The organism is Paenibacillus aquistagni, assembly GCF_900177815.1.
Lineage (GTDB): Bacteria > Bacillota > Bacilli > Paenibacillales > Paenibacillaceae > Paenibacillus_B > Paenibacillus_B aquistagni.
Genome location: NZ_FXAZ01000002.1, coordinates 399,053 through 416,963 on the forward strand (window position 1 = coordinate 399,053; position 17,911 = coordinate 416,963).

Annotated in this window: 14 protein-coding genes; 4 read left to right on the top strand and 10 right to left on the bottom strand. The window is 47.0% G+C overall.

What is annotated here, in order from left to right; genetic code table 11:
* The first annotated feature begins 291 nt into the window (after nucleotides 1-291).
* Nucleotides 292-1,641 (top strand): lytic polysaccharide monooxygenase, encoded by a 1,350-nt coding sequence (locus B9Y93_RS10555; protein WP_085494366.1) that lies wholly within the window; start codon nucleotides 292-294, stop codon nucleotides 1,639-1,641.
* Between the two features lie 178 nt (nucleotides 1,642-1,819).
* Here B9Y93_RS10555 and B9Y93_RS10560 read toward each other — a convergent pair whose 3' ends face one another.
* Nucleotides 1,820-3,622 (bottom strand): alpha-L-fucosidase, encoded by a 1,803-nt coding sequence (locus B9Y93_RS10560; protein ID WP_085494367.1) that lies wholly within the window; start codon nucleotides 3,620-3,622, stop codon nucleotides 1,820-1,822.
* Between the two features lie 295 nt (nucleotides 3,623-3,917).
* On the opposite strand from B9Y93_RS10560, the gene B9Y93_RS10565 reads away from it, so the two are divergent.
* Nucleotides 3,918-5,333, top strand: coding sequence for an ABC transporter substrate-binding protein (locus tag B9Y93_RS10565; RefSeq protein WP_139829162.1), 1,416 nt, complete (start codon nucleotides 3,918-3,920; stop codon nucleotides 5,331-5,333).
* Nucleotides 5,334-5,498: 165 nt separating this feature from the next.
* On the opposite strand, the gene B9Y93_RS10570 is transcribed toward B9Y93_RS10565, so the two are convergent.
* Nucleotides 5,499-8,807 (bottom strand): FtsX-like permease family protein, encoded by a 3,309-nt coding sequence (locus B9Y93_RS10570; RefSeq protein WP_244903365.1) that lies wholly within the window; start codon nucleotides 8,805-8,807, stop codon nucleotides 5,499-5,501.
* A 12-nt stretch (nucleotides 8,808-8,819) separates the two neighbouring features.
* Nucleotides 8,820-9,521 carry an ABC transporter ATP-binding protein gene (locus B9Y93_RS10575; RefSeq protein WP_085494369.1) on the bottom strand — a complete coding sequence of 234 codons (702 nt, stop codon included), beginning with the start codon at nucleotides 9,519-9,521 and terminating at the stop codon, nucleotides 8,820-8,822.
* Between the two features lie 240 nt (nucleotides 9,522-9,761).
* Between B9Y93_RS10575 and B9Y93_RS10580 the strand changes: the two genes are divergently transcribed.
* Nucleotides 9,762-10,127, top strand: coding sequence for an HsmA family protein (locus B9Y93_RS10580; RefSeq protein WP_085494370.1), 366 nt, complete (start codon nucleotides 9,762-9,764; stop codon nucleotides 10,125-10,127).
* Between the two features lie 243 nt (nucleotides 10,128-10,370).
* Nucleotides 10,371-10,775, top strand: coding sequence for a DUF1093 domain-containing protein (locus B9Y93_RS10585; protein WP_085494371.1), 405 nt, complete (start codon nucleotides 10,371-10,373; stop codon nucleotides 10,773-10,775).
* 195 nt (nucleotides 10,776-10,970) lie between these two features.
* Here the strand turns inward: B9Y93_RS10585 and B9Y93_RS10590 are convergent, their stop codons facing one another.
* The 7 genes from B9Y93_RS10590 to B9Y93_RS10620 form a co-directional block, all read right to left on the bottom strand.
* Nucleotides 10,971-11,567: a 4Fe-4S single cluster domain-containing protein gene (locus tag B9Y93_RS10590; RefSeq protein ID WP_085494372.1), complete on the bottom strand. Its 597-nt coding sequence runs from the start codon at nucleotides 11,565-11,567 to the stop codon at nucleotides 10,971-10,973.
* A complete protein-coding gene (locus B9Y93_RS10595; protein WP_085494373.1) occupies nucleotides 11,567-12,286 on the bottom strand; it encodes a helix-hairpin-helix domain-containing protein in 720 nt (239 codons plus the stop codon). Before B9Y93_RS10595 ends, B9Y93_RS10590 begins: the two co-directional genes overlap by 1 nt.
* Before the next feature lie 18 nt (nucleotides 12,287-12,304).
* On the bottom strand, nucleotides 12,305-13,303 hold the full coding sequence (locus B9Y93_RS10600; RefSeq protein ID WP_085494374.1) for a helix-hairpin-helix domain-containing protein: 999 nt from the start codon (nucleotides 13,301-13,303) through the stop codon (nucleotides 12,305-12,307).
* A 5-nt stretch (nucleotides 13,304-13,308) separates the two neighbouring features.
* A complete protein-coding gene (locus B9Y93_RS10605; RefSeq protein WP_085494375.1) occupies nucleotides 13,309-14,058 on the bottom strand; it encodes a hypothetical protein in 750 nt (249 codons plus the stop codon).
* Nucleotides 14,059-14,074: 16 nt separating this feature from the next.
* A complete protein-coding gene (locus B9Y93_RS10610) occupies nucleotides 14,075-14,290 on the bottom strand; it encodes a DUF2997 domain-containing protein (protein ID WP_085494376.1) in 216 nt (71 codons plus the stop codon).
* A gap of 31 nt (nucleotides 14,291-14,321) precedes the next feature.
* Nucleotides 14,322-15,986 carry an AAA family ATPase gene (locus tag B9Y93_RS10615; protein WP_085494377.1) on the bottom strand — a complete coding sequence of 555 codons (1,665 nt, stop codon included), beginning with the start codon at nucleotides 15,984-15,986 and terminating at the stop codon, nucleotides 14,322-14,324.
* Nucleotides 15,987-16,264: 278 nt separating this feature from the next.
* Nucleotides 16,265-17,518 carry an MFS transporter gene (locus tag B9Y93_RS10620; protein ID WP_244903366.1) on the bottom strand — a complete coding sequence of 418 codons (1,254 nt, stop codon included), beginning with the start codon at nucleotides 17,516-17,518 and terminating at the stop codon, nucleotides 16,265-16,267.
* Nucleotides 17,519-17,911: the final 393 nt, after the last annotated feature.

A 17,911-nucleotide genomic window follows, 5' to 3' on the forward strand; every position in this document is an offset into this window, starting at 1 on the left:
CAACTTCAGAATCCACCTCTCAGATGAACATTTCTCTATTCCGTTTGACGTTGTATATGGACTCATCATGAGTTTATATAATGATCTTCAAGATGGAAGCGCATTAATTTTCTATCTCCGAAGGTTAAATCGCATTAATTCTCTATCTCAATACTGCAAAGGAGGAATCAACACAAACGAAATATTGGACAACCAGATAACTTCATGTACCGCTCAGCTGTTCGACAAATTGTAGTGACACATGGTTTTCAGTATTGGTTGACAATCAAACCCTACGAGGAGGAAGATGATATGAATACTTTGCGTTTAAACAATAATACGCTGCTGAATAAGGCACTGATTACATTTGGTGCTGCTGCAGTCGCGATCATTTGTATGGTATTGTTTGCTGATAAAGCGCTTGCACACGGCTATGTTGATGGTCCTGCAAGCCGTGCTTACTTGTGTAAGACAGGTGCAAATACGGATTGTGGAGCTATCGTATACGAGCCGCAAAGCTTGGAAGCGCCAAAAGGCTTCCCTCAAGCTGGTCCTGCGGATGGCAAGATCGCTAGTGCAGGCGGCGCCTTCCCTAAATTGGACGAGCAGTCCGCTACTCGCTGGTCTAAAGTTAATATTCAGCCTGGACAAGTTACGTTCAACTGGACATTAACCGCAAACCATGCAACTGCAAGCTGGAAATATTACCTGACTAAGCCGAACTGGAATCCAAATGAGCCATTGTCCCGCAACTCCTTTGACCTGACTCCATTCTGCTCTGTTGCTTACGATGGCACCCAGCCTCCGAAGAACTATTCCGATACTTGTAACGTTCCTTCCGGTCGTACAGGATACCATGTTATCCTTGCGGTATGGGAAGTTGCTGACACACCAAATGCCTTCTACAACGTTATTGACGTAAACTTTGGCGGCAGCACGCCTGGAGACACGCAAGCTCCTACTGCTCCAACTGGCTTGCAAGCTGGAACTCCTGCTTCAACAAGCGTAGCTTTGTCTTGGAACGCAGCTACAGACAATGTTGGCGTAACAGGTTATAACGTTTACAACGGCAGCACATTGGTTGCTACTGTAACAGGTACAAGCTATACGGTTACAGGCTTGACTTCCAACACTGCCTATACGTTCACTGTTAAAGCGGTTGACGCTGCTGGCAACGTATCTCCGGCAAGCAACGCTGTATCCGTAACAACAGCTCCAGTTGTGGTGGACAACCAAGCGCCTACAGCACCAACAGGCCTGCACGTTATGGGAACACCTACATCCTCCAGCGTGAACCTGATGTGGAGCGCTTCTACAGATAATGTTGGTGTAACAGGCTACCAAATCTTCAAGGGTTCTACACTTGTCGCTACAGTGTCTGGTACAACTTTGGAGTACATTGTAACAGGTCTTAGCGCAAGCACAGCTTACACGTTCACCGTGAAAGCAATCGATGCTGCTGGCAATGTATCCGCTGCAAGCAATGCGATCAGCGCTACAACGGCTGCTCCTTCCGCTGCGCAAGCATGGGCAGCAGGCGTTGCTTACACTGCTGGTACAGTAGTAGTATACAATGGTGTTGAGTATGAATGCTTACAGCCTCACACTTCCCTTGCTGGCTGGGAGCCTCCATTTGTAGCAGCTTTGTGGAAATTGAAATAAGCTTCGGCTTCGTATAAGTCACAAAGGATGGCTTACGTTCGTCTGAACGTAAGCCATCCTTTTTCTGCATCATCGTTTTTCTTTATCAGTTTTCTTCATCGCTTTTCTTCATCATTTTTTCTTCATCATAAGCTCAATGCGTAACAATCCGTACGAGAAACGACGCTTTATACCTTATCTAATCCGGTTTCTTAACCAGCCTCACCGATCGAAGCTTAACCTTGTCAGCCTGCCATATCTCTGTGAATGTCGGATTGCGTCCTTTAATCAAGGTAGACATTAGGTCCATGGGGTAAACACCTGGCGTGTGAATATGAATCTCCCCTAGGATTGATATCATCTCGGAATAAGGGTGCTGGCAAGCTGGAGAATCGCTAATTTCGCTATCCTCTGCAGGGATCGAACGCAGCACTTGATCCGCCAGCCTCAGCTGCACGCCTTCTCCAAATGCTTCTTGAAAATCAGCATCATGACGCTTAAAGCTTGTAATCTGTACCTCATAAGTCCCTTGCTCCGGAATCATAATGCTCCACGCCGCCGTGCGCGAGACAGCCGGACTTAGCTTCGAACGGTTTGCTTCCGGCTTCTGTTCGCTCGAATTACCTGAATCATTCGAATCATTCCAATCATTCTCTGTTATCTCTCCCGTCTTAATATCAACGGTTAACACCCCAGAAGGCAGCACCATAATTTGTGGATCGACCTCTACGCGTCCCTCCATCTCCAGTACCACGACCGTAACGGTCTGGTCGAATGGAGCCTTAGGCAGCCTTATTTGGAGCCCAGCTCCTGTATGCTGTTCATCCTGGCTGTCAGCGCATGATTGCTGACAGGACAAGGGCTGCTGCTTCCTATCTGCAAGCCAATAAGCACGCTTCACCTTGCTTAGGATGCCATTAATCCGAAGTGCCGACTTCGGCCAGCGCTCATTATCGATATGCAAAAAGAGCTGGTTCTCCTTCATCGTAATCGCTCCCCAGTCCATCTCGTATGGAAAAGGAGAAGCGGTTGCTCCGTAGATGGCATCCGCATTGCGACGAAGCCAGTCGCCAATCTGCTCCAGCCGCTGTACCGACTCCTCCGGAATGATGCCTTGAGGAGACGGGCCTACGTTAAGGAGCAGATTGCCTCCCTTGCTCACAATATTCACCAGCTTGCGAATCAGCGAGCCCGTCGTCTTCCAACGCTGATCGCGCGGACTAAAGCCCCAAGTCTCATTCAAGGTCATAGGCGTTTCCCATGGCCTTGTGTCTTCTCCGTACATGGGCGTCTCATTGTCCCCTTTGGACTGATAATCTCCTAGCCCTTTGTAATGGCTGACACGACTATTCATGAGACAGTTCGGCTGCAGGCGCCGTACATGGTTCATCATGTCGATGCTATCCTCGTATGACAAGCCGCCTGCCGTATCGAACCAGATCAGTCCAATGTCGCCATACTTCGTTAGCAGCTCTTGAATCTGCGGCTTCACCAGTTCATTCCAGTATGTTGGAAAGTGCTTCTCCCCCATGTTGTAATCCCACGTATTGTTAGCTGCATTATGGACCGAATGGGGATGATGCCAGTCGATCACATGCGAATAATAGAAGCAGAGCTTGATGTCTTCTTCTCTGCACACCTGCGCAAGCTCTTGCAGCGGATCACGGCGATAAGGCGTCGCTTGTACCATATTGAACGGCTCTGTCTTCGAATCATACATGGCAAATCCATCATGATGCTTCGCAGTAATCACGATGTATTTCATCCCTGCCCGCTTCGCAATGGCAACCCACGTCTTTGCATCAAAGGCTTGAGGCTCAAATTCATCCGCAAGCCGCTCATACTCCTTGACCGGAATCTTTGCCCCATACATATGCCACTCTCCCTTTCCTGGAATGGCATATAATCCCCAGTGAATAAACATTCCGAACTTAGCATCAGTCCACCACTTCATTCGCTCTTCTTGTCCTCGCATTTCTTCCTTATTCAACATTTGGCTCATTTGCGTCCCTCCCTGACATCAGTTATATCTTGAATGGTTATCCTGTGGTTCAAGCCGTATAGATGAAGCAGTCTAGATCTCATTGTAAGAGAAGCATCAGAAGATACTACCTTCACTTTTTCAGGCCGACTGACATATTTAAAGGTACACTGCTACATTTACAACTGAGACTAACAATTTTAGCGATAACATTGAATTGTTCTTCGACCGTTCATATACTGATTCCGAAGGATCGCCACCATCCTTGATTGGCTTATATCCGGAATTTATCTATAAGGAGGCAGAAAACGAGACGATGAAAAAGGCTAAGATGAATAAGAGCCGCCAATTCCTTGCCGGAACGGCAGCAGGAACAACATCCCGCAGTTGGCGTATGTTCCTGCTGATGGTCATGCTGATGTTTGCCACAGCGTGCTCAAGCACTGCACCCAGCTCAGAATCTTCATCTATGCCAGCTCAGACAACTAAGGAGAGCAAAATTGAAAACGCTTCCGAATCAAAACCATCTGATCCCCCGAAAGACACGATTGATCATCCCGTCACCTTGACCTTCATGGCTCCCTGGGATGAAGAGAGCTTCGCATCCAGAGTCAAGAATCACGTAGAAGCCAAGTTCCCCCATGTAACGATGGAGCTCATTTCCCAAGTAGTGGACGAAAAAGAGCTGCAGGAGACGTTCGCCCAAGGCATTGTGCCTGACATTCTGCTCGCCCATCGCGGCTTCGCTGTCTTGAAGAAGGTCGATATGCTGTATCCGCTCGATGATATGATTGCTTCTCACGAGCTTGATCTAAGCAAGATTCGAAGCGGTGCTATCGACTTCCTGCGTGCCCGCGATCCGGATGGCGAGCAGCGCTTGCTTGGACTCCCAATTGAGGAGATCATGAATGGCGTCTTCTACAACAAAGCCATCTTCGATAAGTTCGGCGTCGAGTACCCCCATGACGGCATGACTTGGGATGAGATTATCGAGTTGGCCAAGCAAGTAACCGGAGAGCGAGATGGCATCGCATATCGCGGACTTGTCTTCAATTCCTTTCAGTTGACCGTGCCATTGATGCAGCTGTCAGCGCAAGGGGTCGGTCCGGACGGAAACGTGAATTTTGCTAACAATCCCGCCTTTACACAATACTATGAGCTGATGAAAAAGATCATTGCCATCCCAGGCAATTACCCTGAGGAATCAAAGGCCTCCTTCAGCAATCAACAGATCACCATGTTTATGACAAGCGCTAATGCCTTTGAATCCTACAGCAAGGTAGAGGGACTGGACTTTGATGTGGTAAGCATGCCTTCCTGGCCGGATAAGCGCAATGTCGGCTCGTTTGCCAATCCTTTTTCCTATACCATCAGTCCTCACAGCCCATACAAGGAAGAAGCCTTCATCGTGCTGAAGTATCTTGTATCAGAAGAGATGCAAACGATCCTTCATCGCAATACCTCAGGAACCGTTCTGGAGCTGCCTGCTCTGTATGATCAGTTTGGCGCTGACAAGATTATGGATGACCGCAGCTTTCATTTTTCCAGCCTATATATGGAGCAAGCTCCTATGCCTGCCTTTACCTCCTACGATCCGGAGACCAAATTCTATGCTTTTTTAAGAGACCGATTCAAGGAATTCCAAGGGATGAAGGAGGATATACCCACTTACCTGAGAACGCTAGAGGAGGAATATCGTCAGATACTGAGAGAGGAAGCCGAAGCAAATTAACAGCTTGTCGCTACTATCGCTGTAATCGTGCAACAAGCTCGCGATACTGTCTGCTGGGGCTGGGAATGCGTGCAGCTCATGATTATCGCCTCCACAAACAACGTTCATTCTTATAAAAAGTGGCTGCCCTTCAAGGCAGCCACTTCCTGAGATATGCAATCCTTGCTATTCAACTGATTTTAATGCCTCAATCATGTCAATCTTCTTCAGCTTCAGGTGCATGGAGGCCATCACAACGCCAGAGAACAGCAGCGTCAGCAGCCCTGCATAGACATAGCTGCTTCCATGAATGGTAGGACTGAACATCATCGCATCCAATTCTGCCGTATCGAGAACAAAGCGATGGAGAACGATGCCGAGAAAACTTCCCACAAAGATGCCAAGCACGGTAAGAATCATATTCTCACGGTAAATATACATCGTGACTTCTTTATCGTAGAAGCCAAGCACCTTGATCGTTGATAGCTCGCGAATTCGCTCTGAGACATTGATGTTCGTTAGATTGTAGAGAACAACGAACGCAAGCGCTGCTGCAGAAATGATCAGCACCACGACGACCACATTCATGCTGTCCATCGTATCATTGAACGCATCGCTTACACCGCTCGTGAAGCTGACCATCGCGACACGCTTATTCGCATGCAGCTGTTCGCCGAATTGGTCCTCCCATGCTTGATCCACCTGTTCAAAGTTCAGCAGCTGCGTATTCAGCTTAGCTTCCGCTCCGAACACCTGCTTATAATAATCCGGCTTCATGTACACATAGTGCATCGCGTAGTTTTCCGTCATGCCCGCCACGGTTAATTCAAAGCTCTCTCCGTTATTATTCTGCAAGGTGAGTGTGCTGCCTTTCTCCAAATCAAACAGCTTCGCGAGCTTCTCCGTAACCACGACCCCTTCGTCAGGGAGCTTGACGGGCTCCGTTTGTTTCCTTCCTTTGATTACAACGAATTCGGATAAATTCTGGTCTGATTCTGGAACGAATAAGTGCACGTCTTGATTGTTAACACCCTTCTCCACAGCGGTCATTGCTTCTTGGGCCACATTTAGACTCGCCGTCACCTCAGGAGTGCCTGCAATCAGCTCATTGTATTCATCAACCACTTGCTTGCTGCTGTCGTCTTGGAATACAACTGCCGCTTGATACTTCATAATTTTCCCATATTGAAGCGGTGCAATATCGCCAATGGAATCCTTGAGACCGAATCCCGTCAATATAAGTGCAGTACAGCCTGCTACGCCGCATACCGTCATAAACATCCGCTGCTTGTATCGGAACAGATTGCGCGCTGTCACCTTGCCCGTGAAGCTGAGCTGATTCCAGATGAAGCCGATTCGCTCAAGCATTATGCGAGAGCCGCTCTTCGGTGCTCTTGGCCGCATCAGAACCGATGCGTTGCTCTTCAGTTCGACACGAGTTGCCACCATGGCGGTCAAGGTCGTACATAACACGGCCACACCTAATGAGATCAGACTATAGCTCATATAGAAGTTGGTGCGCACCGCTGGCAAATTATAAAGGGTGCCATATGCATCATAGATAATACGCGGGAAGAAAGTATAACCAATCGCAAGACCTGCCGCCGCCGCGGATACACTTGCAAGACTTGCATAGACGAAAAACTTCTTCATAATATCACGGTTGCTATACCCAAGCGCCTTCATCGTACCGATCTGCAGACGCTGCTCTTCAACCATGCGCGTCATAGTCGTCAAGCTTACAAGTGCCGCGATCAGGAAGAAGAAGACAGGAAATGCTGTCGCGATGGATGCAAGTCGATCCGCATTATCGCTGTATTCGGTGTATCCGGGATTGACGCTGCGATCGAAGACGAAGACCTTAGGCAGCTCCAGCTTATCAAGCTCCTTCTGACCATCCGCAATCTCACGTTCTCCGTCAGCAATGTCACGTTCGGCCTTCGCCTTCTCTTCTTCATAGGTCTTCAAGCCGTCTTCATAATCGGCTCTGCCCTTGTCTAGATCAGCCTTTGCTTCAGCCAGCTTCGCTTCGCCTTCTTGCTTGGCTGCAGCCAGATCCTTCGTCCCTTGCTTCCATTCCGCTTCACCAGAAGCAAGCTTCTGCTCTGCGGCCTTCAGCTGGGACAAGCCGGCATTCAACTCCTGCTTCTGCTTATTCAATTCCTGCTCGGCGGCATGCAGCTTAGAAGCCGCCTGCTTGAGCCCCTGCTCGAATTGATCAGCAGCCTGCTTGAGCGTATCGCCATCTACGCTCCCTGCCATGTAGCCAGCAACAACCTGCCCAAGCTTCGAGTCTGCAGCCTCAGCTCCGCTAATAAGCGATTGGCGCTGCTCTTCAGGAATCGCATCCGGCGGAAGCGCAGCTACCTGAATCAGAGATTGAGCCAGCTGCTTGCCGGCTGCAAGCTTCGGTTCTAGCTGCTGCTTCTGCGTAGCGAGCTGCTGCTCTCCCTTTTCCAGCTGAGCTTGTCCTTCTGTGAGCTTCGTGCGATTCGCTGTCAATTGGGCCTTGCCTTGATCGAGCTCACGCTTCGCTTGATTGAGCTGTGCCTGCCCCTTCGCAAGCTCTGACTCAAGCTGATTCATACCATCTTGATAGCTTTGCTCGCCTTCATCAAGCTGGGCTTTCGCATCCTTCAGCTTGTCACCGGCTTCTTGAAGCTGCTGCTTGCCTTCCGCAACCTTAACTTTTGCATCGTCAAGCTTCTGCTGCCCTTCAGCCTTCACTTCCTCCAGCCGTTCCTCAGGACGCGGTGCGAAGGCCTGCTCAATGGCTTCCATATGCTTCTCTACACGCTCATCATATAGAGCGGTATATGGCGTGAGGGAAGCCGTGTCCTTAAAGGTGAGATACGCTTCCGTATATACCGATAACTTAAAATCTTGATCTGGAATAACAGCGAAGACATCCGCTGTCCCCTTGCCGATGCGGCTTGTTCCGCGGCCCATGCTGCTTATAAACTGCGGGCTTTTGACCTTGCCTACAATCTTGTATTCCAAGGTGCGAAAGGTATCCCCCAGCTTCGCATCGGGGTCTGGATTCGTTAAGGCAATTGTATCTCCAACCTTAAACCGCTGTCCCCGCTCACTGGCATCGACCACCATCTCCCCAGATGCCTCGGGCAATCTTCCTTCCACGACGACGTATTGATTCAAGAGATCCTCTGAACCGTACGACAATACCTTCGCGATTACTCCCGTATCGCCTAAAAAGGCATCTGCGCTGTAACCTGGCTGAATCTTAGATACCTCAGGCATGGCATGCAGGATCTCCATATCCTTCTTATTCAAGCCGTAGGTGGACATGACCTTCACGTCCATAAGCTGCTGATCCCGATAATAATGGGCTGCGGTATCCAGCATATCGGGGCCTGTCGCCTTAATTCCGGCAAAAAAACCTACCCCAAGCATAGTGATGGAGAAGATCGACAGAAATCTAGCCTTTGTTCGCCATATTTCCCGGAAAATATCTTGCCATAATGCTCTCTTCTTCAAGGCTATATCTCCTTACCATTCGATCTCTTCTACGGAGATCGGATTTGGATTAATCACCATTTTACGAACCTTGGCATTATTAATCTCAATGACCCGATCTGCCATCGGCGCAATCGCAGAATTATGTGTAATGACAATGACTGTCGTCCCTGTCTTGCGGCACGTATCCTGCAAGAGCTTAAGGACCTGCTTGCCTGTGTTGTAATCAAGCGCCCCTGTGGGCTCATCGCATAAGAGCAGCTTCGGCCGCTTGGCCAGCGCTCTTGCAATGGCCACCCGCTGCTGCTCCCCGCCTGACAGCTGTGCAGGGAAGTTGTTCAATCGCTCCCCAAGCCCAACATCGCGGAGCACCTGCTCAGCATCAAGAGCATGTGGCGAGATCTGCGAAGCCAGCTCTACATTTTCCTTTGCTGTAAGATTAGGGACAAGATTATAGAACTGGAACACAAATCCGACATCATTGCGTCGATAGCCAATCAGTTCCTTGTTTGTAAAGCTGGCAATATCCACGCCATCAACCATCACTTTGCCTTCATCGGCGCTGTCCATCCCGCCAAGAATGTTTAATACCGTTGACTTCCCCGCTCCACTTGGTCCAACAATAATCGCAAACTCCCCTTTTTCAATCTCAAGATTGATTCCATCATTCGCGACGATGGTCGTTTCCCCCATCTGGTACCGTTTATATTCATCGATAATGCTTACAAATGACAAGCCTCGCTCACTCCTCTCTAGTCTCTACCCGTATCCATCACATAAGTTCATCTAACTATTAAACAGTTTATCATAAATAATTCACGGAATAAAAAGCATCCCGCATTGAACAGCTCACTCTTCACTTCTGCCGCTTCAGCTCCATTTGCTTGTTCATATTCCATTCACAAATCAGGACTATGATACATCTATCACAAAGTTATGGCATCCATTCAAGTATATCTACAAGGAGTGATCAACATGCTAGCAGCAGCAATTGTATCTATAAACTTAGCGCTTGTTTTTTACACCATCGGCGTATGGGGAGAAAAACGATCTGGCACCTTGCAAAACAAGCACCTCATGTTCTTTCTTATAGGACTGGTATGCGATACGACAGGCACCAGCCTCATGAGCTCCATCGCAGCAAGCGGAGGCAACAATGCGATCCATGCGATAACAGGGGCTGCCGCGCTCATTCTGATGCTTATCCATGCTCTCTGGGCGGCAGCAGTCAAGTGGAAAGGCTCGTCCAGCGCACTGAGCAGCTTCCACCGCTTTAGCTTTATCGTATGGATTCTATGGCTTATTCCCTATGGTATTGGCGTAGGGATGAGCATGTTCTAATTTATGGGCTATTGCGATCACGAGAGACAAACATGCTTCAACTGAAGGGGAAATATCGCTTTTTCTACATTATTAATGCCTATGCAGCAGCACCAACAAGAGCTACGCTTTTAACAGGCTGAACACGGTTAACAAAACCTTACAAAATCGTAAGCTTTGTGTCACCTTAAACTATGGGGAATTCTCCACCTGAACACGTATAATGGTATTAACATAACATTATTGAAAATTAAAGGTGGAGCTATGACAAAATCGTTAGCCTCTGGCATTGCTATACTCTTTATGGCATTTGTATTGGTTTATGTCGTCGTGACCCCCGATATTGATTTATTAAACATGAAGAAGGATTGGGGTACTAAGAAAATGTATGTCCGTGTTACCGAGCCTGGTCAGCAATTGCTAGCACAGGAACGAAAAGGTACTAAGGACTCTCGATATCACTACTATCTTGTTGCGTATGATGCAGCAGGAAATGCTCGTCCTATCTCATTCAGCACACCTAAGAGCCTAAAGACCAATGCTGTATTGCTGGTCCTGGTAAAAGGAGCAAAAGATCGCAACGGCAATCATCTCATAGGCAGATATGATGTTGTTGAGCTGGATAAGGTTCCTGTGCGCATTCGTGAGAAGCTTGAGCTCGCAGGATAAAGTACAATATCGGAATTGTACCAATCGTTAAAGACCCCGAAAGGCATAAGGCTTCGTCACATTCTTTAGCTGCAGACAACACACTGCAGCTTTTTTGCTGCCTTTTGATTTGGTCAAGACTCACTTCATACGGAGCTTGTGCATAGATGTACTCTACAAAAAAGACACTCAATTTTGCTTGAGTGTCTCACTTTGTTATAACAATTTATTAAACAACCCTTCTAGATCCTGTATCTCTGCCAGTCCATTTACCATGACACGGCCATCTGGTGTTAAGCGCACTTCAAGTCGATTAGGAATATCCATGATCTCCTCTTTAAGATGAAGATAGCGATCAGACAAAAAATGATATCGCTGATTATATGATCCTACCCAAGGACGACTCGTATCCAAGTGTTCGATTATAAATGGACCATCGATCAATAGGTCTGTAACCTCTATCAACTCGTCATAATCCGCTCGTCCTGCTTGTTTAAGCTCTTCCAGGCGGAAGCCTGTAAAGGTCATCACTGAAAGTGATTCTTTTTTTAGTAGCCGCCCAAGTCTCGCCAGTTCTGATGCCTGCATAAAGGGTTCTCCACCTAAAAAAGTAATGCCCTCTACCTTAGGTCCACAGATGATTTGTTCAGCAAGTTCCTCTACTTCCATCAAGTAGCCGCCGTCCTCTGCCCAAGTAAAGGGAACTGCGCATCCTGGACAATGAATGGGACATCCCTGTACCTGCAGACAAGCTCTCACCCCTGGGCCCTCCACACTCGTCACTGGCAGGAAGCGATGAATACGCAGTGCCATTAGTAATCTACCACCCTACCTCGAGGTGTTGGAGGTGGAGAAGCTTGTGCTTGTACCATGATTAGTGGGCGAACACGATCAGCAAAACGAGGCTTCAACTGCAGAACATCAAGAAATTCGTCTATTGAATGATAGCTGCCTTTGCGACTTCGCACTTGGACAGCCTTTTTAGCCAATATGAGTCCAACGCCTGGCAGTGCGGCTATTTCTTCTTCCAATGCTGTATTAATGTCTAGGATCTCACTTGTTGCCTGACTCTCTTGAGGTAGAGTGTCTATAACCGACAACTCTTCATCCTCCTCTATGACCATCAATGAATCCACATTCATCTCTTCAAGCGAGGGAATGTCCTGGTCATTCGCTGCTGAATGATCGACCATTCTACCTAAAGCCATCTTATAGTATTGTTCAGGATCTGACTCCAGCATTTCCTTCTTTTCTCGCTGTCCTTCGATCCGAGCCAAAAATTCTTTACGGACACTGAACGCATGGATAATGGAGCAAATGACGCCAATCACTATGCTGCCGAAGAAAAATCCCGTCATTTCATGAAGGGCATAGGGCAAAAAGTATACGGCTCCCCACAAGATCCAGCGAGTATTTCTGGCTCTTGCACCAATATAAATAAAAGCGGCCCAATTAAATATTGCGGTGAAAGGAAGCAGTATCCACCAGGATTCAAGCCAACTCGCTTTTGTTTCCCTAGAGTTTGATTCCATTACTTGTAATCCTCCATGTTAAAAATCAATGACTCTCACAGCCCCCTGCACACTTTGGAGAGGCAGGAACAATGTTTGCTCCCCCAAACGCAGCACCTGATGAGGCTTTAATCCCAATTGTTCTCCTAGCTGTTCGGGGGATCGATAACCGCCTATTGCCGCTCGTTCCTTAACAATGAACGCTGCTCGCTCTGCATGAATGAAAGGCAGCTCAAGCAATTGCTCATAGGAGGCAGAATTGATATCGATCTGATCGGCATCCTCCATTTTGCTATCATTATACAGAAGCTGCTCCAATGAATCGTTATCGGTAGATGACCCTGTCGAGGCAGGTGGCACAGATTCTGAAGCCGCAGCGCCGTTTACCAAGGCCGCCATTTCAGGCTGTTCCTTGAACCACATCCACTCGTCCATGCCCCTCCTCCATACCAGGGTATGCTCAGGGAGGAGTTGCTTCGACTCCACCATGCTTCGCAGCAAGCCAAGATCATATGGCCCGTACTGCTTTCCAGCTACTGCAATCATCCACTCGATGTCCGGCAAAGGCGGTGGAGCAAGTTTATCGTCTTCTTGTTCCTCTTCGAAATCTACAACATTACTATAATCTCCGTGTAGCACACCATAGACGTATTCTTGAAGCTCCTCCAACAATTCTATGACGACATCTATTTTTGAGCCTGATGCATTGAACTTTACACCGGGGGCAAACTCGATTTCGTATTCTCCCAGCTTTTGAATATCTGCTTGGGCAAACTCCTCCCAGTCCAAGTAAGTACGTTCCGAACCTGAAAAAATATCTCTCCATATAACACCAAACTCGCAAATGGCAAGTCCACTTTTACAGCTTCTAAACATGGTCGCATCAATCAAGGCTATAACACGTTCATGCTCTGGAATCGGATATTTTTGTCTAGCATTAGCTAATTTGGAAGCAGGAATCAGTTCATCCACATAAAAATGAGGAGCGGCATATTTCGTGCAAATCTTCGAGATGTATTCAAAATCAATTCTACTCACTACACTCAGCTCCGAATATTAATCGTTAGAACAATCGAGTTATCTTCGAGCACTTTTTCACTTTCCACCGCCATCTTTTTCTCCGCCACGCGTTTTTTCAGCTTTTCATAGACGATGGATTGTAAACAACGCTTGTAATCCTCATCGACTTCCGATAAATATTCATACATTTTTTTCATATCGGGAGCATTTTTAATCTCTACATAATAAGGACTTCCATCACTTCCATGAAAAGTTAACGTCGAGTTCTCTACTTTGCAAACAATAGTCGAGCCTTTACGAACAGGGTTGACCCCAAATTCCTTTAAAGTCTTAAACAGCAGCTCTCCGTCCCGAAAATTGGTTGGAAAAACCGTTGGTCTTATCAACTGCTCAGGATGAGAGGTAGAGTCCGTTTCGTACTCTCTTTCAATCCCGTCTCCAATCACATGCTTACCTGCTGAATGATTCACTGCTTCTATAAATCTTTCAATGTCCTCTCTAGAGTCATGGATGCTAAAGGCAGCTGACCACTTTCCATCAATGAGCTCCCAGAAGCAATATAAATCCTCTCCATTAAGGTGGGTCTTTAAAAAACCAGCGTACATCTCTGCATCATAACCGGCCGTGCGGACAGTTCTTGCAATCTCACGCTCGGTTTGAAAATTGGTAGGAATTCTCAACGTCGAGGACTCCACCCACTTCTCGTAGTTCTCTTTTCCCATAACCAAACGCATCGTTAAAGCTACAGGGACGAGTGCAAGAGAGACTGACATTCCCGTTAACCTCCTTTTATCTGTTCTTGATCGTCTGCGAATCTTGTTGTTGGATACGATTCTTTTCTGTTTCATAATATTCGGACGTGTATTCTGATTCGATCGTCTCGGCGTCAAGGAGCTGTTCTAGAATGGCAATGTAATCCGTACAGCCTTTTCCCTTTATACCCAAGACTTCAGCCTTAATCTGTCCATCCGGAAAGATCTGAACTCGCAGCTGCTTCTTCGACATATGAACTCACCTTCTTATATTCCAAAATAGATTAAAAATCTACGGACCTGCCACCACGTGATGAACCAATCTCACTATCCCCTGGGTTAGGAGGTTCCGGGGCAACCGATTCTTGAATGTATTCCATTCGATCTTCTTTAGGGGTAGCAGCAACAGCCCGGACATTGGCCCACTCCCGGATACGCTGGATCTGCTCTGCCTGCGTGATTGATAATGGAACTGTATTACGAATGGCTTTATGAAAGTCATTTAATTGAATACTTCGATCTTCAGAAAAAGCTTCAAACAGGGCTGCGATAACAATCTGCTCCACTTCAGCTCCAACATAGCCCTCTGTTCGATCAGCCAGCAAATGCAGGATTTCTTCCGTCAATTGAAAATCACCTATCACTTTAGGTTCTTTAAGACGCTTTCGTATGTGAAGGTTGAAAATTTCCTTACGTTCCTTCTTTGTTGGCAGATCCACAAAAAAGATTTCATCAAATCTGCCTTTTCGCATCATTTCTGCCGGAAGGGCGTGGATATTATTTGCTGTTGCAATGACAAACACTGGCTTTGTCTTCTCCTGCATCCACGTCAGAAAGGTGCCGAATATTCGGCTAGAAGTTCCATTGTCTCCCCCATCGGCAATCCCGCTAAATCCTTTCTCGATCTCATCAATCCAGAGAATGGAAGGCGAAATTGCTTCTACTGTTTGAATTGCCTTACGCATATTTTCTTCACTGGTGCCAACATACATGCCAAATATCTTGCCTATATCCAACCGCAAGAGAGGAAGCTGCCACATTGCGCTTATCGCCTTTGCAACCAAACTCTTACCACAGCCAGGAACACCCGTAATCAATATGCCTTTTGGAGCAGGCAGACCGTATTGGGCAGCAGAATCCATCCAAGATTTATTCCGCTTATGCAGCCAGCGCTTCAGATTCTCCAAGCCCCCGACATCTTCAATTTTGATATCCGTTTTGATAAATTCGAGAATCTCTGATTTTTTAATCGTCTGACGCTTCTCCTCTAAAATAACATCTACATCCTTAATATCTAAGCGGCCGTCTACTACCATCGCTCTGGCAAAAGCATTCTCTGCTTCACACAGCGTGAGGCCTAGAGCCGCTTTTGCTAGACGTTCTTCATCATCTGGCGTTAGATCCATTACGATTCTGCCATTCACTCGATTTGCCTCGATCATTTCTTTCAACATGCCTTTGATTTCTGCAAAGGAGGGTAGATCGAAATCGACAATCGTTACATCTTTTTGAAGATCGTTAGGAAGTATAAAGGTAGGGCTCACAAAAATTACATTTTTAGGGTTGACGCTTTGCTTTAAAGCAGGAAGCATGTCGCGTATTTTTCGAATCACTTGGTAGTCTTCATGTCTGCTGTCACTTCCAAAAAACACATGGAAATCTTTTAAGATAAAGACGGCAGGCTCCTCATAGCTTTCAATAAACTCCAGACATTTAAGCGCTTCATTGGAATCCTCGCTTATAATGCGTCCATTCTCCTCCAAGCCGCGCGTAACGCTCCAGGTAAACACCTTTCGTACCGTTTTAATAAGCTCTTCATCATTAGCAGTGTCACTTATCACTGATATTGCACGTGTTTCTTCCCAAGTCGTTATGTATAAGAAAGGGAATCTTGCTCTCATTAAATTTGATAAAAGTCTCTTGAATTCCATAATGGATGATCCGTCCATACTATAATTCCCCTCCATTGGTCTCTGTTTATGGTCATAAGAGATCGTAACTTAGCCCTATTCATTTCGACAAATTACAACTATTATCCTTCATATATTCATTTATTCATATATATTCCACTGCTTTCTCTCAAGCATCATTCACAGTCAATATCAAAGAATATCCAATCAAGTTAGGAGCATAACAAAAAGCATCCTCCCATTACGGAGAATGCCTCTTTGGAATATCATCATGATCATATCTTTCTTTCTAGTAAAAGACTAAATTATGTTCTGTTTTATTCTCGAGGATTCGAACTAATAAATCGCCTTAGAACCACCAGCACTGGCATGATAAACACCCCCGCCAGAATAAAGGAAGCACGCAGCGAGAAGCGGCTGCCTACCCAGCCGATCACCGGCCCGCCTGCCGTTTGCCCAAAGGCATCTGCCTGACTAACCATCGACAGCACCGTTGCCCGGGTCTTGCTCTCCATATTCATGTTGAGCCATGTGTTGTACACCGGATGACTCAGTATTCCGATCACGCTGATCAATAGCAGCCCTATCATCGCCCATACAAAGCTGGTGGAGAGCGCAATGGATATCAAAGCACCAATCCGGGCAGCAAATAGCAGCAGCATCGCTGCGGTTACAGCGCGCTTATCGCTCATATCGAGCTTTTGTTCCATCACTCTTACGGCGACTAAGCCTAGGATCGTAGACACTGCCGATAGGATACCGAACCAGACCGCCATCGAGAAAGGAATGTGCTGCGGAAAGCCAATCTCATTGATCAAAAAGGTCTCTCTTAATCGGTCGTAGCCTTCTGAAGCAGCGCCAATGAATATCGTAACCACAATCAGCATGATTAAGAGCGGCTGTCGCCGGACAACCTTAATGCCAGACATCCACGTATCGGCCATTGCTTGCAAAGGTGAAACATGCGCTTCCTTCTGCTGTGGAGCAAAGTTTGTCTCTTTCATATAAACAAGAAGAAAGATGCCTAAACCTACGTAGAACATGCCGCCAATGATGTACGGTAGATTAGGGGCAAGCGTAGAGAAACCAACACTGAGCCCGATTCCGATCAAAGCTGCGAATAAAGCAAGGCGCTGCGAGCGCATGAACAGCGTGCCCACCTTGTCCTCGCCGATCTCATCCACGATCCAAGCGGTTTCCGCCCCGCTGACAAAGGTGGCACCGATGCCAAAAAACAATTGGGCAATAAGCATCCATATGAACACGGGAAGCAGCGTGCTCCACTCGACAATCCAAATGACACTGCCCTCTAGCACAAACCCGATCCCCATCACCAGCATGCCGATGATGACCGACATTCTTCGGCTGTACGTATCGGCAACAACACCTGTAATGCCTTCAAATACAAGCACAGCAAGCTCAAGCACAGTTCCAATCAGCACTAGCTGAAAGGGGGTTAGCCCAAGCTCGGTTACATAATAAATGGCATAGGTCGTAAACATAGTGCTGTTCGCCAATGCCGTGACAAACATCATGATGATATAGACTTGCGATGCGCGCAATTGCTTCACTTTCTGTTATCCACCCTTCACGGGATGCGCCGCATCGGTTGAGATCATACTCGTTATATTAGCAATGAGCCGTCAACTCGATGAACGCCCTCTTCCCTGCTTTATATCCTTCGTTCTCATATTCATTGAGCTGACTCTCATCACAAACACCTCCACAATTAGTACATTTCATTATAGCCATCGTTGTCGTCATTGCCTAGGGTTGACTTTGTTTTAATTAATTTTTCACATCATTCTACATACAGGTTGAACAATGGACAAATAGGACATGAGGATGTTCGCCTGTTGACAACAAGCGCCTTCCTGTGTAATATTGCTTCCAACATCTTTTTTATAACTGAAAGCCCTGACCAAAGACATGATTTACAATTCGTTCTGCCCAGAGAGAGAAGC